Below are 20378 nucleotides of genomic sequence, written 5' to 3'. Positions count from 1 at the left end.
AAGGTTCGAATCCTTCCCCCACCACCATGACAATTCCTCCTTAGTTCAGTCGGTAGAACGGCGGACTGTTAATCCGTATGTCGCTGGTTCAAGTCCAGCAGGAGGAGCCAAATAAAAAAGCCCGCAATTGGTTGCGGGCTTTTTTATTTCTGCAATTTTAAACAAATCTATAAAAAATAAGATTATGCAATCACTCCAATTCCTGGGAGCAATTTTGCTGGGGGAATTGTACGGTTGGTTCTTCCTGAACAAATCCTTTCAACAACCTACTGAAGCTGTGCCATCCATAGATATGTGGCTACCATCCCTATATCAGCCTACTGAGGTTGTCCCCTCCATGGGGAATTCCGTTGTCTTCAACCGTATAAAGATAATATCAATTGCGAGTGATATTGCAGCAGAATGAAAGCAAAATTTTGAGAGCGCACAATATCTTTATCACGCTTTTATATGCAATGAGTTGTTTTTGTCTTATTTCTATTTCATTTCACATCTGAAAATATTAAATGTGATTTAAATCATGTAGTTATATTTATGTTGCAATCTGTTCTATCGGTAATTAGTTGTGTTTTTAATGATGAGTTTTAAGCATTATTGTTGGTAATGTGAGCGAAAATACCTCAAAGGTTGAGAAATTGTTTGTTTTTGTTGCTGTGTTGTTTTTGCTATTTTATTTTTATTAAATATGATTCATTCAGGAATGTGTTGTTTTAATTATAAATCTTATAGAGAGAGAGGTTGCATGCACGACTTAATAACAGTCGCTATTACTGTATTCATGGGCTTTTTCGCGATGATGAATCCCTTTGCGAATACGGCAGTATTTGTGGGAATGACAGGTGGAATGCCAGCAAAACAAACAAGAGCAATTGCCGTTAAGGCTCTGGTTACGGCTTTTTGTATTATCACAACGTTCTGTTTTTTAGGAAAAGGGATCTTTAGTGTATTTGGTATTACGCTACCTGCATTACGTTTAGCGGGGGGAGTTTTAGTCTTTCTTGTTGGTTATCACATGCTGCAAGGTAATACATCAAGTATGCATGAAACAAAGGAAGAAGAAACATCTGGTAGTGGGGCTGATATTGCGATTTCTCCATTGGCTCTACCGTTACTTGCAGGCCCTGGTACGATTGCGACAGCGATGAACTACTCTGCAGCAGGGGGGATGTTTCATATTCTTGTGACGGTTTCTGCCTTTGCTTTACTGTGTGTTATCACGTTTTTTTGCTTTATTTATGGCCCTAAACTGATAGAAAAAATTGGTCAAAGTGGGATCAGTATTATTACGCGCTTAATGGGATTAATTTTAGCCGTGATTGGTATGCAGATGGGGATCCAAGGGGTTCACGATGCAATCGTGTTATTCTCTAGCGCTAAGTAAGATTAAGTTATATTTATAAATGAATGTGATGATTTATTAGACTAAGCCCATACATAGATTTTATATGTATGGGCTTAGTTTTATTAGACGAGGTATTGACCTTCCCTTTACTGGAACCTTTATGCTCATGACTCTTATTATTTTATGAATAGACAATGTATGAGCTGTTGTAACAAAGCCCCTAAAGGTGGCGCTTCTTTAGGTTTATTACTGAAATTTATTGGCGTTATTTTTTTATTGTTACTGGTGGTTGCGTGTTTCAGTCACTAGCATGATAGAACCGTTTATTTATTGTGTCTGTTGTTATGGGCGTGAGCATAAATAGAGCCACCTTCTTTAAGCAGGTCTACGATTTCTGGCGTGATCTCTCGTGATATCGCCGGACATCCCCAACTTCGGCCTAGCATCCCAATAGCATGAATAACATTTGGCTCAGCGTAGCTTGCACCGTGTAATACAATTGCACGTTTTCGCGCATTTGAATTACTAGGGCTCATGCCATCTAATCGTAAAGATATACCGTATTTACCATAATAAGCTTCACCAACACGGTAAGTACCTAAGCTGGTTTGCCTACTGTTCACCGTGTTGGAAAATTGGGTAGCATACAGTTTGCCGCTGTTTATACCGTGAGTGACAAAAGTTCGATGGAGTAGGGCTCTTTTCTCGATATCTATGATTAAAAATCTTTTAGAGTCAGAAGGTTGAGAGTAATCAATAATCGACATTATAGGTTTGTTCGCAACCCGTAAATGCTCACGATAAGCATTGAGAAATATATCAAACTCAACGTAATTTTGGAGCTGAGCATGGTCGTAAACCTTCCAAGCGTGTGTTGCTCTCATTGCGTTAGCGTAAGGACTACTAAAAAGTAAAGATGCGATAATGAGATATTTGAGTTTTAGACGGAAAAAAAGTGAAAACATCATAACCCCCTCCCATATTGAACGTGCTTATTAGATCGGTGATGGTATATAGAAGAGATGTATGAATATTCTGTGCCAATTATCTAAAAGACAATACATTGTTTACACGACTCAGCGTGGGCTTGGTTGCAGTATGTGATGGTCGAAAAAAAGAGATATCTCAGAAGTGAATAAAGAAAACTCGTGCTAAAACGAGCTTTCTAAATGGCATTTTGCAAACAATAAAGCGAATTATGATCGCGCATGAGCGTAGATTGAACCGCCTTCCTTTAACAAGTTGACGACTTTTTTGGTTAACTTCATTGGAATGGCTGGACACCCCCAGCTACGTCCAAGCATACCTAATTTTTTAATGGTACTTGGCTCTGCGTATTTTGCCCCATGCAGCACAATCGCACGTTTTCTTGCATTAGAATTTGATGGACTCATCCCATCAAGACGTAAAGAAAGTCCATACTTACCATGATAGGCCTCAGCAACACGATAGGTGCCTAAGCTGGTTTGTTTACTGTCAACAATATTAGAGAATTGTGTAGCATAAAGATTGCCGCTATTGATGCCGTGTGAAACAAAAGTACGGTAAAGCAGTTTTTTCTTATCGGTATCAATAATAAAAAATCGGCGGTTATTCGATGGCTGGCTGTAATCAATAATCGACATAATCGGTTTATCTGCAACACGAATATGTTCTTTATAAGCCGTCATAAAAATATTGAAGTCTAAGTGCTTCTTAAGTTTTGTTTCTTCATAAATAACTTTGGCTTGCTGTTGTAATGAGATCTTTGCATATCCGCTAGAACTAAAACTTAACAGTAAAACTATAAAAACACTCGTCCATACCTTCATCATTGCTTCCTGCAAAAATTTAAAGTGCGACCGTCAGTTTGATATTTGATCGGATTTTAAATAAAGCTATGACTATTGATTTTTGGCTCAATAAGACAAAAAAATACTTTGGTTAATATTTTTTGATGCAAAAATGAATCATTTTTGATGGTGAAATCTATAAAATGTTTAAATTTTGACTTATCGGTGATGTAAATATGACGTTATCAGTTAATCATCAGGTTTTATTATTGGCATGTATGGCATGCTGATCAGTAAACGATGATGTATTAATCGATAAGAGGAATGGTTCAATGGTGATTCAACCTGAAATTCAAGGTGTTGTGGCACGAACAGCACATCCTTATGGTTGCCAGCAAGCAGTACTACAGCAGATTGATTATGTACAGTCTGCTGCGCCGATCACACAAGGTCCTCTCCGAGTATTAATTTTAGGAGCATCATCTGGATTTGGGTTGGCATCACGTATTGCGTTGACCTTTGGTGGTGCGCAAGCGAAAACCTTGGGTGTCTCTTATGAACGAGGTCCAAGTGATAAGGGGATAGGCTCTGCGGGTTGGTATAACAATATTTTCTTTAAGCAAGCGGCTGAGCAGCAAGGCTATACTGCCAAAAATATTGTGGGTGATGCTTTTTCAGATGAAGTGCGTCAACACGTAGCGCAAACAATACGTGATGAGTTTGGCGGACATGTTGATTTAGTGATTTATAGCCTAGCAACCGGTATTCGTCCCGATCCTGAAACGGGTAAGGTATGGCGTTCATGTTTAAAAACCGTGGGTGAAAATTTTTCTGGTTATAGTGTTGATTTAGAAAAAGATAAATTAGTCCCTGCGGAACTAACTGCTGCTAGTGACGAGGAAATTTTCGCTACAACAAAAGTGATGGGCGGTGAAGATTGGCAACAATGGATAAACTTTTTGTTATCTGAAAACCTGTTAGCCCCAAAAGCTAAAACTTTGGCTTACTCATATATCGGTCCTGAGTCGACATATCCTATTTATCATCATGGGACGCTTGGTATTGCCAAGCAGCATTTACATCAAACCGCGCACGCAATTAATCAACAATTAGCTCAGATGATCAATGGTCAAGCTAACGTAGTGGTGTGCAAAGCATTAGTGACAAAAGCCAGTGTCTTTATACCGACATTTTCGCCCTATATATTGGCGTTATTTAAAGTGATGAAGCAAATGGGAAATCATGAAGGGTGTATTGAGCAAATGCAGCGTCTTTTTGCACAAAAAATTTATTCATCGGCTGATACTGAAACAAAACAGCGTAATGATTCAGACGAGCAATCAGATCAGGCTCTGATCAGAATGGACGATTGGGAACTAAAACCTGAAGTACAGTTGCAAGTAAACAAATTAATGGCAGAAATGAACGCTGACAACTTTAGACAGGTTGGCGACTATGATGGATACAAGTCAGCTTTTTTAGCCCTTAATGGCTTTGGTTTATCATCTGTTGATTATACTCAGCCTGTTGATATTGAAGAGTTATCAAAATTAACGCCCTAATTATTGTAGGGTAACGGTCAATGCCTATATAAAGGATAGATATGCGCCAATTAACGACTTTATTAGAACAATGGCTTAATAGCTTTAATAAAGTGATGGATGAAACCATTGCCAGTGGTATTCCGTTTACCGTACCAACGGTGAGAGAAGGTCTTGCTGCTATTACTCGTGAGCTAGTCACCGAGATTCCCGATATTGCGTTAATTGAGAACTTAACGATTAAAGATAAAGTGCCTATTCGCATTTATCATCCTCAACCAGAGACGGCACTCCCCGTATTAGTTTTTTTTCATGGTGGTGGGCATATGTCGGGTAGTGTCGAGGTTTACGATCCTATTTGTCGGAAATTAGCACAACATAGTCAGTTTATTGTTGTATCGGTTGAATATCCTCTTGCTCCCGAACACCCTTATCCTGCCGCGATTGATGATGGTTATTTGGTTTTACAATCGCTGTTTCAAACTTTGATCCGTGCTGAGTTAAATTTTGTACCGCAACTTTCTATTGCTGGAGATTCAGCGGGTGGTGCTATTTGTGCCACGTTAGCACGAATGGCACAATTTGATGATGAGGTTGAAATTACCAAGCAAGTACTCATTTACCCAAGCCTTGATTACACTTTAAGTTTTCCATCTGTTAATCAAAACGGTATGGGGTATTTGCTACAACAGTCTCGTATTGAATGGTATTTCTCGAATTACTTTCAGCATAATGAAGATAGACGTAAAGCTTCACCCGTGTGGGGACCCTATAGTATGGCGCTGCCTGAAAGCTTAGTGATCACGGCTGAGTTTTGCCCATTAAAAGATGAAGGTATCGCGTATGTCGAAGCGTTAAAAAAGCAAGGTGTAGAAGCAGAGCATATCCATTTTGACCAAATGATCCATGCCTTCTTAAATATGGAAAACATAGTAAAGAGAGAGTGTGAGCAGGCTTATACATCTATAGGAGTTTTTCTTAATAAATAATTATGAATACATCTGAAAAAGAAAAGCCGTAATACTGAATTACGGCTTGATACTCGAGATGATTGTATTGCTTGCGTTATTCAAAGAACGATTCAAGTAGTGAATATAAGCCACGAAGTAAATCCATTTAACACCTTCCATAGTCAAAAATTGGCAACAGTAATCTGTGCGACATGCATCTCTGTTGCTCTATTCCAGAATAGATTTATTCGCTTTTTAGTCAATATTTGTTAGCGGGAATATCTCCGATAGTGAAGCTTGATCACGATATTTGAAACTTTGCATTAGTGGTAATACTTATCAGTATTTTCCTTCCGCTACACTTAGAAAAATAGTGGGATAAGGAGATGCGAAATGTGGTTGAGTTCGAACTGTAGATATCTGTCTTCTTTTCTTTTTATCGTGGCTTTTTCGCTATTACTTACCGCTTGTGATGATAATCACCAAGAGATAGAGCTACATGCGGAAGGGTACCCTGATCTCAGTAGGGTTGCCGCACACTCTGCTACAACACCAAAACAGTACCTTGCGTGCGCCAAAAATTATCGAAATAGCTGTTTAGTCAGCCAATTCCCACCGATAGGGTTAACGTTCAACACTGCAGTGACATTGACGGATATTGAGCAACGAATCTTTGTTTCTCACCCTTGGATGGCCGAGCAATTTTTATCTGCTTTAGCGTTGCTTCCGTCTGACGTCTTGCCTTTATTTCGCTCCGTCAGTGCTATTGTCATTGCTGATGATATTCGTCCTTCTTTTTATAGTGCTAATACTGCAACCATTTATATTGATCCTCGTTATTTATGGCGCAACGAGGAGGAGTGGCTAACAATTATTTCTAAGCCGGACTTTCGTGATCAATTTCAGGTTAATGTACCGTTTTTGGCGGTAAGGCAAAGTGTCGATAGTGAGGGAAATTATGCGTCTTGGGTGAGCAATGAGTATGCAGAAAATAATACGATGCGTACTACTGATCAGTTATTACCCGCCTTATTTAGGCTATTGGTGCATGAATTGGCGCATGCGGTGGATGCGATTCCACCTGCTTCCCTAACATCACTCGATCTTCATCGGACTATTTATCAAAACATCAACTCGATGACCCCATTAAATCAGACTCTCTATGATCGGTTTCCACTGCAAGATGGGCTTTTGTTTGATGCAGCCAATGTACTGTATGACGGTGTTACGCCAAGCTATGAGGTTAGTACACTCACTGCTTTACAAGTTGGTGCGCATTTTGAGGTAGAAGGTGCGAGTGATTTATATGGTTACAGTAACCGCAAAGAAGATATGGCAATGTTATTTCAGTCTTACATGATGTATGAGCACTTTGGCTTGCAGGATAGGTTTTTATTTCTTTCACAAAATGAGGGTATAGAACTGGGTTGTGGTCGTTATACCGTGGAATGGGGACAAACAGGGCGTATGTTTGATCCGTTAGTCTATGAGCGAATGGTGTTAGCGGCTGGAGCAATATTACAGCGAGATCTCTCCGTTAGCTCTACCCCAGAGCGTAAAGCCATGCAGATCCCCACAGGAACATCTTGGTGTGAAATGATTGATGAATAGGTAGGAAATACGAACACTGTTATATCTAACAGCATTGGCAAAGCATCATCATAAAACCCAATGTGATGATGTGCTTTATTATATCTAGTCAAACGAAGCATGATAGGGCTAGTCCCAATCCCAATAACTACTTTCATGCTGTTGAGTAAATAACATTCTGTAGCCACTAATTGTATGATGACTGATGTTGGTCATGACTTTTTTAAATTGCTCGGTGGTGAGGTGAATAAGATTTTCATGATCACCCGCTTCAAGGTAAATGTCGTCGATATTAAACAGTATGTCATCGACGATCATATCCAGATGATAGATCTGCCCTAGATTGGGGATCGCGCCGGGGCTACAGTCTTGGAATAGCGATGACAGTTCGTGTTCACCAACTAAATAGTACTTTTTACCCGTAATTTTACTCACCTTATCTAACATAACGCGACGATTTGCCGGTATTACAGCCATGAGGTAGTTGTGTTGTTGATCTTTTAAGATGACAGATTTAGCCACCTTCGTTGTGGGAACGTGTGCTGACATTGCGGAATTAAAGGATGAGTCGGTAGGACGATGGTGAGTTAGTTTAAGTTCAATATTATGGTGTGATAAATATTGCTCGACAGAGATTGCTGTGGCCATCATTGCCTCCTCATATCTTCGCCTTGGTTTATTTTAAAACGCCGATTCTCTTTTACTTATATGCTACTCGTAAACGCGACATTTAACAGTAAGTATGGCAGGTATCTGCTGTTGTAGATGAGTTTATCAATAGAAAAATATAGTCAGAGTGAGTGCATTTTATTATTTAAACTGACTTTCTAGTGCGAGTAACTGTTGTTTAATATGATTTCCTCCCGCATATCCTCCTAAATTACCACTTTTAGTGATCACTCGGTGGCACGGTACAATAACGGATAAGGTATTTTTACCGTTAGCGCTACCGACAGCACGACACGCGTTTGGATTATCAATAGCATTTGCTAATTGTTGATAGTGCCATGTCTGACCATAGGGAATTGTCGTTAATGTTTGCCATACACGTTCTTGAAATTGTGTGCCTTGAAACGATAAAGGTACTGAAAATTGTTTTCTATCACCTGAAAAGTATTCAGCTAATTGTTCCTCACATTGCAGCAAGATAGCATGGTCTGGTTTAAGTATGGCGTGATGTAAAGAGGGGATAGTATGGCTTTCAAACCAAACAGAAAGCAGTGCATTATCGTTTGCCGTGAGAGTCATTTTCCCTAATGGGCTATCAATGTGTTTGAAAAAGATATCCATATCGGCTTGCCAAATTCGAGGTGAGTGATGGCTTTATTATGGGGAATATAAATCTGCAATTCAAACGTTGGTATTTAGATGTTAAAAATAACAAAACAAAAGATAGAAAACGCTAACCTTGCATATAAAATAACAAGGTTAGCTGAACATTATTTATTATTTAACGTGTTGCTTTAAATAGTCTAATGCACCTTTAATTGCGGCAACTTGCGCCATATTACATTCTTTTTCTGTCACGCGCGGGCTATCAGGATAGACTTCGGTCGTCGAGGTATACAACGCATCTGTTACGCTTGCACATAATCCTAATGCTTTTAATGGGTAGTTAATTACGCCTTCTTGGGTAATCGCTTCACCAATAATATTTCCGTTGTCATCAGGTGGCGCTATATGGGTAACGTGGCGTACTTCATCAATAATTGCAGTTTGGAAAGCATCTTGAGGGTTTTCAGTATCACCAACCACATAGAAGCCGTCAGGTACACTGTCTTCAATATATTCTTTACCGTCACGCGCTGCTAGTGCAGGACGAAACTCGGACTCGTCGGTATCCGTCGTTTCATGAAGATCAATATGCGCTAGAAATGATGTTTTTTGCTCTTGAACTAAGCGCATTAAAGCCGCTGATTCTTCTGCTGGGCTATTGGGGATGAATGAGCGGTTAGGATCAACAGCGTTAGGGTTCCAACGGTTGATGGTTTCATAGCCCCAAGGGCTCACACAAGGCGCAATCAGAATATTAAAATCATCACTGTAGTGTTTAGCTTCTAAAGCGGCAAATGCAAGTGCGCCGTGGACACCGCTCGTTTCATAACCGTGAATACCACCGGTGATTAAAATTGTTGGTTTATTGCTATCCCAATTACGCGATTTTATCGCAAAAAGAGGGTATTTATCAGGGGCATAAGACAGAGCACCATACTGAGTGACATCAAAATCATTTTTCAATGCATCAATTTTTGTCACAACTTGCTCAAGGTAAGAACGTTTAATGGTTGTCTGTGCTAACCATTGTGCTTTTTCGTCGCTTCCCCAAGCTTTACCTGCTTCACCAATGTGGTAGGTAGATGACTGCATTATTGCCTTCCTATTTTTATTTTTAAATTAAATAACTTTTTACATTATGCTTAAGTTTTTGGCAAATATGGTTTTATTTATAACGAATACTGTTGCTGTAGATATAAGGTAATTTTATATCGAAAAATATTAGATGAATATTATTTATTAAATTCAATCAGGAGCTTGCAGTAAATTAAATATTTTTGATTTTTGATACAAGTAATTAAAGGCTCAATATTAAGTTGCAATAACAACCGACAAAAGAATATTGTCATACAAATTAAAGGGGATATAGTGAATTCGTTGTCACAAATAACATACTAGGAAAAGACGATGAGTACTATCTTGAATGAATCACAAATTGAAGATGCAAAATTACACCTTACTCGTCCTCTAGCCACACCTACAGATTTAAGTGTAGACGCGACTAAAGAGATCAGTGGTGCACTAACAGCGATCCTTGCTGATGTTTATGCAATTTATATGAAGACCAAAAATTTCCATTGGCATATGAGTGGTGCACATTTTCGTGATTATCACTTAATGCTTGATGAGCAAAGTGTTCAATTGTTTGCAATGACCGATGACATTGCTGAACGTGTGCGTAAAATTGGTGGAAAAACTTTACGTTCTATTGGTGAAATCTCACGTATGCAGCGTATTTTAGACAATGATGCTGATTATGTTGAACCTGCAGATATGCTTGCTGAACTTTGTAGTGATAACAAACAATTAGCTGCAGAACTTCGTGCTGCGCATACTTTATGTGATGACTGTGGAGACTATTCATCAGTGAGTATGATTGATAACTGGATCGATCAAACCGAGCGTCGTGTTTGGTTCCTTTATGAATCATATCGTCATTGATAATGAATCTCTGTCTATTACGATAGAAAATGAAGCTTCTCTATAAAATTTAATAGAGAAGCTTTTTTATTATATTTGTAGCAAGATGCATTGATTAATAAAGAATAAAAAGAGAAGCATCATATAATAACGATGAAACAAAGCGTTATGTTTGAAAAAAGTTGGTTTATTTTTTGCAGATATTCATTCTTCACAGTGGGAGAGATGAATGAGTATTGTTGCAGGTGTGATTTCAGAAGCTTGGACTTCAGATTTATTGCTCATAAAAAAAGAGATCGCTCAACATTTATCGCGTAATCCAACCGATATAAGGCATGAGTATTTCGATAATCATTTGTACTTTTGCCGAGTCGCCATTGATTGTCATCGCGAATCGAGCTGGGCTGAAAATCATTTACGCTTTTCTATGGTTCTTGGACATACCTTAATGTCTTCTTCACTGACTCAAGACGTTAATACGCTTTTGCAGCAGAGCCTTTCGAATTTCCCACAATTATTGGCTAAGGCTCAAGGTACGTATTGCGTGCTAGATTATAATAAACAACGGCGTGCATTAACTATTTTTGCCGATAGTTTGGCAATACGTCCACTTTATTATATGAAATATAAAGGGAGCGTAATTTTTAGTTCCTGTTTACGTTTGTTCAATGAATTGAGTGTGACGTTAACGACCAACTTAGCAGGGGCGACTGAATATGCGGTAATCGGTTATTCACTTGGCAATAAAACCCACTATAACGAAGTGTACTCTATCCAACCGGGAGAAAAATTAACCTTAACAAGCACTTCACTTGTTAAAGAGCGGTACTTTCGATGGTCTGATATGCCGTTTAATTGTATTGATGATAGTGAGGGAGCACTTCAGTTGGATCATGCCTTTAAGCAAGCGGTCGACCTAGCAATAGGTAATGATCTTCATGCGATCAGTACACTGTCGGGGGGGTTAGATTCTCGTGTTATTGTCGCTGAGTTGTTAAAGCGCGGAATAAAATTAGAATGCATGAACTTTTCCTATCAACGGTCGCAAGATGAGGTTTATGCCGAAGTTTTTGCACAATGCCATGATTTTCCACTGCATATTGTGAATGTCAGTGATACTCAAGAGCAGACTGTTGAGCAACGTCTAGGACATTATTGGCGATCGACACAGTATCCATTTTATCTGCAAGTGGAGAGGCCTAGGCTAGTATGGTCGGGTAATGGTGGCAGTGTATGTATTGGTATGGTGTTTTGTGATGATCAGATTCTTGCCGCATGTGCCAGTGGCGATCCTTTTGCTGTGGCAAAAGCATATTTAAAACATCAGCATGCTTATATTCCTAAACGAATGGTAAAACAAGGGGCGAAATTGCAGCAGCAGTTAGAGCTAAATATTGTTGAATGCTTATGTCAGTACTCACACTTACCATTAGATAAAGCGTTTCAACTCTTTTTATGGGAAAACGATCAACATCAACACATCGCTCCTGCACTAGAAGATATGGATAAATTTCGATTAGATTTTCACTTACCGTTTTACAGTAAAGCGATGCTGGAAGTGATGTTCGCGTTACCGGTATCTTCAGCGGTAAAACATCAACTCTATATGAAATGGCTTAATCAGTCATATTCAGAAGCGTTACTTACGCCGTGGCAAACCTACCCGGGACATTTACCTTGTCCGCTAAAAAATAATCTATTACCGCCGTTAAGCCAGTGGCAGTTAGCGTCGAATGTTAGAAATAAACTGGATTTACTGAAAATAGGTGTCAGTACCTTATTTGATGCAAAAGGTGAGTTTTATAATCGTCATTATCTAGGGGCTAATTGTATACTGACAGCATTAGGCTTACACCGTGGTGAATCAACATTGAATGTTGTTAAGCGTATGAATCAAGTCCTGAAATCCCCTCATTAGTAATCATAGGAAGAGTTAGCTAAAATACGCAGCCTAGTTATCGACAGTGATGAGTTCTGTGTTATATGCGATTTTTAAAACTATCTGTTCACCCTGATCTTGCCAATATTGACTTTAATACAACTGACTTAGCAATATTTCAACGCGATGCCGCAAGAGCCATTGTATTAAATGGTGAAGATATTTTGATGTTATACACAGAGCGTTATCATGATTACACCTTACCTGGTGGTGGCATTGATGCTGGAGAAGATAAAGTCGAAGGGTTGATCCGAGAATTACAAGAAGAAACTGGCGCAAGAAATATTCGAGATATTAAAGCGTTTGGTCAATATGACGAATATCGCCCGTGGTATAAGCCAGATCATGATGTGGTTTATATGAAATCATACTGTTACGTTTGTACTATTGATAAAGAGTTAGGCGCAACTCGCTTTGAAGATTACGAAATTAAAAATGGTATGAAGCCGGTATGGATCAATATTTTTGATGCGATAGCGCATAATGAAGAGACGATGAAACATTCTGAGAAAAAGGGGATGTCGATTGAGCGTGAAACCTTTTTATTGAAACTGATAGCAGAAGAGCTCATCACTGTTAATGCATAAAAAAACGGAGGCATTGAGCCTCCGTTGCATTGAAATCAATCGGTGAATTATTTTACTTTCTTAAATGTCACGGTGTGACGTTCAGAGCTGATAATCAATGTGTTCTGGTTCACTAGGTAATCTGATGGACCTGTTAGCATTCTTTTTACGAATCCATCAACAATAGCTTGTTCGTTTTGAATACACATTTTACGGGTTGACGCTAAATTTTTAGTCAGTAAATTCTGGCCAGTTAGTGTCAGCTTGCCTTTTAATGTATTACAGCCGTGGTAAGTGACCGTCAAATTATTATCAATCACTAATTCTGGCTTTTTAGGTAATGCATCTACAGGCTCTGAATGCCCATCAATCGCCATTACTTCCCATGTGCTTGGAAGCGCAGCAGCATCTTTAGGAGAAGAACTACAACCAGTTAATAGTGATGTCAGTAAAAGCGTACTTAATAAAATCTTTTTCATTATTTTTCTCATGTCGTACAGCAAGAAGGTGCGTTAGATACAGGTGTTGACGATGATAAAGAGCAACGGTCAATAGTCAGATGTGTCAAAAATAACGCAATATTATTCTGTGTCTTGCTTACAAAAGTCAGATGAACATTAAAACTTAACAAGCCATGAAGTGTGACAAATAACCGTAAAAATGTAAACGGTATCTGTTTTTTATTTTTATGTTTTTATTCATTCATAAATATATGAATAATAGACGTACTCATGATCATTAAGGATAATTATTTGATGCAGAAGATTACGCTAAGTTCACCCACTGGAGATAAGTATATAACACCATCAAAAGTAGTATGTGTTGGTCGAAATTACGTTGAGCATATCTATGAGTTAAATAATGAAATTCCTACGCAACTTGTCTTGTTTACGAAACCCAATTCTGCCATTTCTCAACAACTCAAAGCTAAGCATAGTAACGATTTCCTACATTATGAAGTTGAAATTTGTTTTATGTACCAACAAGGTCAGTTTATGGCTGCGGGAGTGGGAATAGATTTAACAAAGCGAGAATTGCAAGCGACCTTAAAACAAAAGGGCCTACCGTGGGAACGAGCAAAAGCGTTTGATGGATCCGTGCTTTTTAGTGATTTCGTGCCACTTCCTAATATTGCTGAAACGGAATTTGAAGTGGTGTTTGAACAACAACAAGAGGTTTTACAGCGAGGCGTTAGCTCTCAAATGATCACAAAACCTGCCGCTATTTTGCAGGAAATCCAATCATTCATGACATTAGAAGATGGTGATATTGTTATGACGGGAACACCAAAAGGTGTCGGCGAAGTGAATGCTGGTGGTCATTACACTGCAAGCCTTTATATTGATGGGCAAAGAGTGGTCGCCCAGTCATGGGATGCGGCATAGCGTGATAATCAACTGATTTTTAATTGACAAAAATTTCGCATATTTACAGCTAAGCATTGTTACAATACTTAGCTGTTTTTCTATGTGAAGAAAGTAATGTTTCAGCAAGAGCATGTGATTAAATTAGCAAATATGAAAATGCCGTTTGGTAAGTACGCCGGTCGAATCCTTATCGACTTACCTGAAGAGTATTTATTGTGGTTTCAGAAACAAGGATTTCCTGACGGTGAGTTAGGTATGCTGATGGCTTTGGCGCTTGATTTTAAAATTGAAGGTCTCGAAAGCGTGATTCGACCATTGCGCAAAGACTAAGCGTCGTTTTAATACAGGTAATAGAAAAGATTTTTAAATGAAAAAAGTATTCTCATCTATATTGCTGTTTTTGGGTGGATTGACATTGTCAGGTTGTGCCCAGCATTATGCGGCAATCAGTGATATTCCGTTTGCTGATGCTAACTTTAAACGTTGCGTCATTTTGCAAGGCAAAGTATATAGCGAACACATTACTGAGTTGAAATGTGACGGTTTACATATATCAAAAATTAAAGAATTAAGTAACTTTCCTAACTTACAACAGTTAGATTTATCTCATAATCATTTAACCCAGCTTGATGTTAGTCATAATCCAAAACTAGCGCTACTTAGTGTTGAAAACAACCAGCTTAATGAATTGAATATTAAGCATAATAAAAAATTAAGAGTGCTTAATGTGAGTTTCAATCACTTAGTATCGCTTGATGTGAAAAAAAATAAAGATCTCACGTATTTAAATTATTCAGGAAATCATATTAAAGATGTGGATATTCAGAATAATCCACATTTATTAGCCCCTTATGAAAAAGCCTACATTACTAATGGCCCCTCTAATTAATCTCGTTAAAATCAGATAAGGAAAGCATTTTATGTTTAACGGAATGCATCATGTTGCGATCATATGCTCTGATTATCAGCGTTCTAAGCACTTCTATAGTCAAATATTAAAACTGGAGATCATTAATGAAACCTATAGAGCGCAACGCCAATCGTAAAAACTCGATCTCCGTTTACCAGATAATAGCCAAATCGAACTGTTTTCTTTTCCTGATGCACCTCAAAGACCCAGTTATCCTGAGGCCCAAGGGCTACGTCATCTGGCGTTTTCAGTTGATGATGTGGAATCTGTAGCAGCATATTTAGTTGAACATCATATTGAGGTAGAAGCGATCCGTATTGATGAATTAACGGGAAAGAAATTTACTTTTTTTAGCGATCCAGATGGATTACCACTTGAGTTATATCAGTCTTAACGTTGAGAAGTGTGGGTTTTTAGCTAACAAAGATATGCATATAAGGGTATATTGTATTGGTTAATAATTAATCATTGGAAGGGATGTAATGCGCAGGATTATATTTAATCAGAAAGGTGGGGTGGGTAAATCAAGTATTACCGTAAATTTAGCGGCTATTAGTGCGGCGAAAGGGTACAAGACATTGGTGATAGATCTCGATGTACAAGGTAATTCAAGCCATTATTTAGGGTTCGATATTAATCAAAAAAGCGATAAAACCATTGCTGATTTACTTAATCAAACCGCTTCTTGGTTTTCAATGGCATCACCAACATTGGATTACCCCCAACCGACCGATTATGATAATTTATTTCTTATTCCATCGAGCCCCAAATTAGATAAATTAGAGCCAGAATTAGAACGCCGCTATAAGATCTATAAGTTACGTGAAACATTAGATGAATTAGAAAAAGAATATGAACACATTTATATTGATACCCCACCAAATCTAAATTTTTATACTAAGTCGGGATTAATTGCGGCGCATAACTTATTGATTCCATTTGATTGTGATAGTTTTTCACAACAGGCATTGATCAATTTAATGGACAATTTAGCAGAGCTTCGAGACGATCATAATCGTGAGTTGTCATTAGAAGGTATTGTGGTCAATATGTTTAATGCTCAGGCAAATTTTCCCCGTCAAATTATTGAGAGTGTTAAAGAATTAGGCTTCCCAATATTAGAGCCTTATCTACCTCAATCGATCAAAATGAAAGAATCACATTTTCAACAAATTCCGCTTATTCATTTCCAACCAAAGCATAAATTAACCCAGCAATTTTCTCTATTACATCAACAATTAAGTGATGCTAAACAAGCTGTCAAAAGTTAGCCGTATTTTTTATTGCTTACAATTAAAAAGAGCGAGATTAATGCTCGCTCTTTTTCAGGTTAGTCATCTTTGTTGGGAAAATGCTTTTCGTATTCTTCCATAAAATCTTGTCGAATTTCTTGCTCCAAATGTGTCGCTTGCTCTGTTGGACAAAATAACATGAAGTGAACAATTTGCTCTCCTGTCGCACCACTACTGATATGGATGTGTGGCTCTGAGCCCGGTAAATCAACACCCGCATGTTTTTCTATCATGCTGTTATAGCGACGAGCGACGTCAATAAAATCTTCACAATGATGCTCTATTTTTTTGACCATAGTTGGTAGTAAAGGATAGAGGTTGAGGAAATTGGGTACGACGATAGAAAAGTTATGGTAAACATAACGCTTCATAAAATTGAGGTTTTTTACTGGGTAAGTGAAAAACATACTATTAGGTAAGGTTGCTGTTTTTCCTGTGTAATGATACTGGCCATGATGAAGATCGATCTCTTGGATAACCGTTGCCATCATATTGTGTTCGATGACTTCGCCGCATAACTTGCCCACTTCAATCCAGTCACCGATTCGAAACGAACGTGAGCTTGCGCGTTGAATTGATCCTGTAATACAAAGAATAATTTCTTTCGATGCGACAACAATGGCAACCGCGATCGCTGTGACAGATAATGCAAACTCATTAATTTCTGAGCGCCAAAGGATAAAGAGTAAAAGGATAAGAATAGAAAAGGTGCCATTTTTGGTTCGAGACATCCATTTTCGTTGTTCTTCTGAAAGAAAGAGTTCTTCCCCTCGAATTTTGGTCAAAACCAGACGACGGATCAGTGAAACAATCACAATGATCAGAGCACTTAGTAGTAATTTGTGTGCGATGAGGAAATTAATAACTTCCGTAACCTTATCCATCGTTATTCCTTTTTATTTCAATACATCAATAAAGAGTTATATCAAAAAAAACAGATGAATGTGTTAGAGAAATCAAAACTTTATAGAATTGGGTATAAGACAACTTGGTATTTGAAAATAGAGTACAGAGAAAAAGAGCGATAAGCTCCTTTAAAAATGTGATGAGATCTTATTTATTATCGCGTTTGTATCATTCAGTAAAAGAACGTTGGTAAGCGACGGCAATTTTTTGATGATTTAGTTGGGTGTTAATGGTGAGTGCAATATGAGGTTTTTGATAAAAACAGCCATTATCGAGGAGATAATTAGTGAAACTATCAAAAGTTCATGTTAACTGATTCTATTTAGAGCTTGATATTCATGTTAGTGTTTTCATTGGGTGTTTTTTATACGGAGGTGATGGTGAAAAAACAAGTATGGACACAGTTCAGAAGATAAAGCACAAGCATATAATGAGTTTGTAGTGTTTAGCTCAGTAACAGTCGTCTCTTTACTTGCTAGCATCGCAGGCTTAATAACATGATTGGTTGGTATCAGCTTACCCTTCTTGTCATTCCATTCATGTTCGTCATTATAGCTATGTTGTTTATGTTTAAACCTAAATTAATAGTTTCGATTTAACCTCAAAAGTAACGCTATGTTTATGATTATTTATCGTAATTTTAAGGACTTCAGTCTAAGTTTGATAAAGATAGAATCATAAAATGTAGAGAATCTCTGAGTATGAAAAGTGACATAATTCTTATCGGTAAGGGCGAAAACAAAATTGGGATCCATCCTAAATATGCCAATCGTCATGGTTTTATTGCTGGAGCAACAGGTACAGGTAAAACGGTAACACTTCAATGTTTAGCTGAGGTTTTTTCATCCCTTGGTGTCCCCGTTTTTCTTGCTGACGTAAAAGGCGACTTATCAGGTATGGCGAAGGCTGGTACTGATAACGCCGTTGTTCAAAAACGTTGTCGTGAAATTGGCATTGATGATTTTCAATTTACTTCTTTTCCCGTTGAGTTCTGGGATTTGTTTGGGAAGGAAGGGGCAAAAATCCGCGCGACGTTAGAAGACATGGGACCGCTATTATTAAGTCGTTTGTTAGATTGTAATGATGTCCAAGAAGGGCTAATTAATTTAGCGTTTGAATATGCAGAACAAAACCAAATGCCGATGTTGGATTTGGATGATTTTTCTACCGCACTAAATTACTTAGGCGACAACTCAAAACAACTGGGTGGGATCTACGGACGTATCAGTAAGTCCTCTATTGCTGCTATTGAGCGGCGTTTATTGGGCTTTAAACGCCAAGGTGGTAGCGAGTTTTTTGGTGAGCCAGCATTGGATTACTATGATTTCATGAAAACAGCCGCAGATGGTCGAGGCATTATAAATATTCTGGATGCCAGTACCTTGATCCAATCACCAAAGTTGTACTCAACCTTCTTATTATGGTTGTTGTCTGAGCTTTATGAAAACCTACCGGAAGTCGGTGATCTCGATAAACCTAAATTTGTGTTCTTTTTCGATGAGGCTCATCTCCTGTTTGATGATGTACCGAAGGTCTTCTTAGATCAGATTGAGCAAGTGGTACGTTTGATCCGCTCTAAAGCGGTTGGGATCTATTTTGTAAGTCAAAATCCAACCGATATTCCAGATTCAGTATTAGGACAGCTGGGTAATCGCATTCAACATGCGTTACGTGCCTATACCCCAAAAGAGAGAAAAGCCGTAAAAGTTGCAGCTGAATCATTTAGGGATAACCCAAATTTAGATGTAGTTACCTTACTGGGTGAATTAGGCGTAGGTGAAGCACTAGTATCAGTATTAGAAGAGGGCGGTGTACCATCGGTAGTTGAACATGCCACTATTCGCCCTCCAGAGTCGCAAATTGGTCCTATTCGTGCTGATAAGCGCATTGAAATGCTAAACGCCAGTCAGTATTTTCAGCAATATAAAGTAGCAGTGAATCGTGAGTCAGCCCATGAGATATTAAATAAGCGCACAGAGCAGAAAAAGCAGCAAACACAAGAAGCTGAACATGATAAACAGGAACGTGCAAGTATTCGAAAACCTCGTCGCTCTCAGCGCCAAACATACACTGAATCGTTTATTAAAACCTTATTAAGGCAACTTGCGAATGCAATCGTAAGAGCGTTATTCAAGCGGCGTTAATTTGATGACTAAATCTCTTCTGTGTTATCGATAAAGAGATACGGTGTAAATCTTATATTGTTGTCGATAAATATGTTACTGAGCCCATGGCTTTTTTATAAGAAAAGCGTAAGGTCTTAAGCTTCTATTTTTAAAGGATAATAGTAGACGTGCATATTTTTACAGATAGAAAAAAAATCCTGATTGATACGCGAAGTTCTGATGAGTTCTTAGCGGGTCATGTTGAAGGTAGTGTATTTGTTGGATTTGGCGGGAAACAATTTAAATGGTGGCTTGAATTAATGCTACCGGATAAAAACATTCAATTAGACGTTATTGCTTCACCTAATAATCAAGACCAAGTAAAAGAAACATTGCAATCACTAGGTTATACCCATATCCGTTTTCAATCGCTTGAGGGGACACTGTCTCAGGTTGAACATATATCTGCTGAAACGTTAGTAACGAAGGCATCAGATCTAAATATTTTAGATGTGCGTGAACAAGATGAAATAGCAAAAGGTGCGCTACCTAATGCTGAGGCATTACCGTTATCCGATATTGTGCAAGGCAAACTGCCTTCAGAGAAAGATAACTTTGTTGTCCATTGTGCGGGTGGATACCGTTCTTTGATTGCTATCTCATTGCTTAAATTACTACGACAATGCCATTTTATTCAAATTGATGGCGGATTCTCTGCAATTAAACGCCATATATAACTGTTTTATATAAAATTAAGTCATTGATAAATAATGTTTATTGATATTGTTTTTTATAAAAGTTATCGATGGCTTTGTTTTTCTCCTTCTAAAAAAAACTTTTTTTGGCCTAAAAATAGCTTTTCGAGGGGGATTTTTAATACGGTTAAATGTTATCAAAATGTTG

Annotated in this window: 20 protein-coding genes, 1 tRNA gene and 1 pseudogene; 15 read left to right on the top strand and 7 right to left on the bottom strand. The window is 38.2% G+C overall.

From position 1 onward, the window contains the following. Positions 1–34 precede the first annotated feature (34 nt). Both C9J40_RS11355 and C9J40_RS11345 read left to right on the top strand, forming a co-directional pair. Positions 35–110, top strand: a tRNA-Asn gene (locus C9J40_RS11355). Between the two features lie 632 nt (positions 111–742). Next, the gene (locus C9J40_RS11345; RefSeq protein WP_107207076.1) at positions 743–1381 is read left to right on the top strand and encodes a MarC family protein; all 639 of its coding nucleotides are present in this window, start codon (positions 743–745) and stop codon (positions 1379–1381) included. Between the two features lie 284 nt (positions 1382–1665). On the opposite strand, the gene C9J40_RS11340 is transcribed toward C9J40_RS11345, so the two are convergent. Together C9J40_RS11340 and C9J40_RS11335 are read right to left on the bottom strand one after the other, a co-directional pair. Then, positions 1666–2310, bottom strand: coding sequence for a murein L,D-transpeptidase catalytic domain family protein (locus C9J40_RS11340; RefSeq protein WP_107207075.1), 645 nt, complete (start codon positions 2308–2310; stop codon positions 1666–1668). A gap of 228 nt (positions 2311–2538) precedes the next feature. Further along, positions 2539–3153, bottom strand: coding sequence for a murein L,D-transpeptidase catalytic domain family protein (locus C9J40_RS11335; RefSeq protein WP_107207074.1), 615 nt, complete (start codon positions 3151–3153; stop codon positions 2539–2541). A 293-nt stretch (positions 3154–3446) separates the two neighbouring features. Here C9J40_RS11335 and fabV point away from each other — a divergent pair, with 293 nt between their 5' ends. The 3 genes from fabV to C9J40_RS11320 all read left to right on the top strand — a co-directional run bounded on the left by fabV (position 3447) and on the right by C9J40_RS11320 (position 7216). After that, entirely contained in the window at positions 3447–4676 is a 1230-nt protein-coding gene (gene fabV / locus C9J40_RS11330) for an enoyl-ACP reductase FabV (RefSeq protein ID WP_107246879.1), read from the top strand. Positions 4677–4717: 41 nt separating this feature from the next. Continuing rightward, the gene (locus C9J40_RS11325; RefSeq protein ID WP_107207072.1) at positions 4718–5644 is read left to right on the top strand and encodes an alpha/beta hydrolase; all 927 of its coding nucleotides are present in this window, start codon (positions 4718–4720) and stop codon (positions 5642–5644) included. A gap of 354 nt (positions 5645–5998) precedes the next feature. Beyond that, on the top strand, positions 5999–7216 hold the full coding sequence (locus tag C9J40_RS11320; RefSeq protein WP_107246878.1) for a hypothetical protein: 1218 nt from the start codon (positions 5999–6001) through the stop codon (positions 7214–7216). A gap of 108 nt (positions 7217–7324) precedes the next feature. Here C9J40_RS11320 and C9J40_RS11315 read toward each other — a convergent pair whose 3' ends face one another. The 3 genes from C9J40_RS11315 to C9J40_RS11305 all read right to left on the bottom strand — a co-directional run bounded on the left by C9J40_RS11315 (position 7325) and on the right by C9J40_RS11305 (position 9562). Next, entirely contained in the window at positions 7325–7846 is a 522-nt protein-coding gene (locus tag C9J40_RS11315) for a YbaK/EbsC family protein (protein WP_233220316.1), read from the bottom strand. Positions 7847–8005: 159 nt separating this feature from the next. Continuing rightward, entirely contained in the window at positions 8006–8485 is a 480-nt protein-coding gene (locus C9J40_RS11310) for a methylated-DNA--[protein]-cysteine S-methyltransferase (RefSeq protein ID WP_107207069.1), read from the bottom strand. A 156-nt stretch (positions 8486–8641) separates the two neighbouring features. Beyond that, positions 8642–9562: a M14 family metallocarboxypeptidase gene (locus C9J40_RS11305; protein WP_107207068.1), complete on the bottom strand. Its 921-nt coding sequence runs from the start codon at positions 9560–9562 to the stop codon at positions 8642–8644. A gap of 315 nt (positions 9563–9877) precedes the next feature. Between C9J40_RS11305 and C9J40_RS11300 the strand changes: the two genes are divergently transcribed. The 3 genes from C9J40_RS11300 to C9J40_RS11290 all read left to right on the top strand — a co-directional run bounded on the left by C9J40_RS11300 (position 9878) and on the right by C9J40_RS11290 (position 12916). Continuing rightward, positions 9878–10411, top strand: a complete 534-nt coding sequence (locus C9J40_RS11300) for a Dps family protein (protein ID WP_107207067.1) — start codon at positions 9878–9880, stop codon at positions 10409–10411. A gap of 208 nt (positions 10412–10619) precedes the next feature. Then, positions 10620–12308 (top strand): asparagine synthase-related protein, encoded by a 1689-nt coding sequence (locus C9J40_RS11295; protein WP_107207066.1) that lies wholly within the window; start codon positions 10620–10622, stop codon positions 12306–12308. A 65-nt stretch (positions 12309–12373) separates the two neighbouring features. Further along, positions 12374–12916 (top strand): NUDIX domain-containing protein, encoded by a 543-nt coding sequence (locus C9J40_RS11290; RefSeq protein WP_107207065.1) that lies wholly within the window; start codon positions 12374–12376, stop codon positions 12914–12916. A 47-nt stretch (positions 12917–12963) separates the two neighbouring features. Here the strand turns inward: C9J40_RS11290 and C9J40_RS11285 are convergent, their stop codons facing one another. Then, positions 12964–13374: an META domain-containing protein gene (locus tag C9J40_RS11285; protein ID WP_107207064.1), complete on the bottom strand. Its 411-nt coding sequence runs from the start codon at positions 13372–13374 to the stop codon at positions 12964–12966. Between the two features lie 276 nt (positions 13375–13650). Here C9J40_RS11285 and C9J40_RS11280 point away from each other — a divergent pair, with 276 nt between their 5' ends. The 5 genes and pseudogenes from C9J40_RS11280 to C9J40_RS11260 all read left to right on the top strand — a co-directional run bounded on the left by C9J40_RS11280 (position 13651) and on the right by C9J40_RS11260 (position 16443). Further along, positions 13651–14280 (top strand): fumarylacetoacetate hydrolase family protein, encoded by a 630-nt coding sequence (locus C9J40_RS11280; RefSeq protein ID WP_107207063.1) that lies wholly within the window; start codon positions 13651–13653, stop codon positions 14278–14280. 96 nt (positions 14281–14376) lie between these two features. Beyond that, positions 14377–14592, top strand: coding sequence for a DUF3820 family protein (locus C9J40_RS11275; protein WP_107207062.1), 216 nt, complete (start codon positions 14377–14379; stop codon positions 14590–14592). A gap of 37 nt (positions 14593–14629) precedes the next feature. Beyond that, complete coding sequence (locus tag C9J40_RS11270) at positions 14630–15151, top strand: hypothetical protein (protein WP_107246874.1); 522 nt, start codon at positions 14630–14632, stop codon at positions 15149–15151. Between the two features lie 31 nt (positions 15152–15182). After that, positions 15183–15566 (top strand): annotated as a pseudogene (locus C9J40_RS11265) (VOC family protein). An 88-nt stretch (positions 15567–15654) separates the two neighbouring features. After that, complete coding sequence (locus C9J40_RS11260; RefSeq protein ID WP_107246873.1) at positions 15655–16443, top strand: ParA family protein; 789 nt, start codon at positions 15655–15657, stop codon at positions 16441–16443. Positions 16444–16502: 59 nt separating this feature from the next. Here C9J40_RS11260 and C9J40_RS11255 read toward each other — a convergent pair whose 3' ends face one another. Then, on the bottom strand, positions 16503–17348 hold the full coding sequence (locus C9J40_RS11255; protein ID WP_107207058.1) for a mechanosensitive ion channel family protein: 846 nt from the start codon (positions 17346–17348) through the stop codon (positions 16503–16505). A gap of 723 nt (positions 17349–18071) precedes the next feature. Here C9J40_RS11255 and C9J40_RS11250 point away from each other — a divergent pair. Together C9J40_RS11250 and C9J40_RS11245 are read left to right on the top strand one after the other, a co-directional pair. Next, positions 18072–19514, top strand: coding sequence for a helicase HerA-like domain-containing protein (locus C9J40_RS11250; RefSeq protein ID WP_107246871.1), 1443 nt, complete (start codon positions 18072–18074; stop codon positions 19512–19514). A gap of 149 nt (positions 19515–19663) precedes the next feature. Beyond that, positions 19664–20212: a rhodanese-like domain-containing protein gene (locus tag C9J40_RS11245; RefSeq protein WP_107246869.1), complete on the top strand. Its 549-nt coding sequence runs from the start codon at positions 19664–19666 to the stop codon at positions 20210–20212. Positions 20213–20378 lie beyond the last annotated feature (166 nt).

Source organism: Photobacterium sp. GB-72 (genome assembly GCF_003026095.1).
Lineage (GTDB): Bacteria > Pseudomonadota > Gammaproteobacteria > Enterobacterales > Vibrionaceae > Photobacterium.
Note: the sequence above shows the minus strand (reverse complement) of the source record. Positions and strands in the feature narration are given on the sequence as shown.

Excerpts from the sequence above, each read along its gene's own strand:
- C9J40_RS11345 (WP_107207076.1), top strand. The coding sequence starts at position 743 with ATGCACGACTTAATAACAGTCGCTATTACTGTATTCATGGGCTTTTTC.
- C9J40_RS11340 (WP_107207075.1), bottom strand. The coding sequence starts at position 2,310 with ATGATGTTTTCACTTTTTTTCCGTCTAAAACTCAAATATCTCATTATC.
- C9J40_RS11335 (WP_107207074.1), bottom strand. The coding sequence starts at position 3,153 with ATGAAGGTATGGACGAGTGTTTTTATAGTTTTACTGTTAAGTTTTAGT.
- fabV (WP_107246879.1), top strand. The coding sequence starts at position 3,447 with ATGGTGATTCAACCTGAAATTCAAGGTGTTGTGGCACGAACAGCACAT.
- C9J40_RS11325 (WP_107207072.1), top strand. The coding sequence starts at position 4,718 with ATGCGCCAATTAACGACTTTATTAGAACAATGGCTTAATAGCTTTAAT.
- C9J40_RS11320 (WP_107246878.1), top strand. The coding sequence starts at position 5,999 with ATGTGGTTGAGTTCGAACTGTAGATATCTGTCTTCTTTTCTTTTTATC.
- C9J40_RS11315 (WP_233220316.1), bottom strand. The coding sequence starts at position 7,846 with ATGATGGCCACAGCAATCTCTGTCGAGCAATATTTATCACACCATAAT.
- C9J40_RS11310 (WP_107207069.1), bottom strand. The coding sequence starts at position 8,485 with ATGGATATCTTTTTCAAACACATTGATAGCCCATTAGGGAAAATGACT.
- C9J40_RS11305 (WP_107207068.1), bottom strand. The coding sequence starts at position 9,562 with ATGCAGTCATCTACCTACCACATTGGTGAAGCAGGTAAAGCTTGGGGA.
- C9J40_RS11300 (WP_107207067.1), top strand. The coding sequence starts at position 9,878 with ATGAGTACTATCTTGAATGAATCACAAATTGAAGATGCAAAATTACAC.
- C9J40_RS11295 (WP_107207066.1), top strand. The coding sequence starts at position 10,620 with ATGAGTATTGTTGCAGGTGTGATTTCAGAAGCTTGGACTTCAGATTTA.
- C9J40_RS11290 (WP_107207065.1), top strand. The coding sequence starts at position 12,374 with ATGCGATTTTTAAAACTATCTGTTCACCCTGATCTTGCCAATATTGAC.
- C9J40_RS11285 (WP_107207064.1), bottom strand. The coding sequence starts at position 13,374 with ATGAAAAAGATTTTATTAAGTACGCTTTTACTGACATCACTATTAACT.
- C9J40_RS11280 (WP_107207063.1), top strand. The coding sequence starts at position 13,651 with ATGCAGAAGATTACGCTAAGTTCACCCACTGGAGATAAGTATATAACA.
- C9J40_RS11275 (WP_107207062.1), top strand. The coding sequence starts at position 14,377 with ATGTTTCAGCAAGAGCATGTGATTAAATTAGCAAATATGAAAATGCCG.
- C9J40_RS11270 (WP_107246874.1), top strand. The coding sequence starts at position 14,630 with ATGAAAAAAGTATTCTCATCTATATTGCTGTTTTTGGGTGGATTGACA.
- C9J40_RS11260 (WP_107246873.1), top strand. The coding sequence starts at position 15,655 with ATGCGCAGGATTATATTTAATCAGAAAGGTGGGGTGGGTAAATCAAGT.
- C9J40_RS11255 (WP_107207058.1), bottom strand. The coding sequence starts at position 17,348 with ATGGATAAGGTTACGGAAGTTATTAATTTCCTCATCGCACACAAATTA.
- C9J40_RS11250 (WP_107246871.1), top strand. The coding sequence starts at position 18,072 with ATGAAAAGTGACATAATTCTTATCGGTAAGGGCGAAAACAAAATTGGG.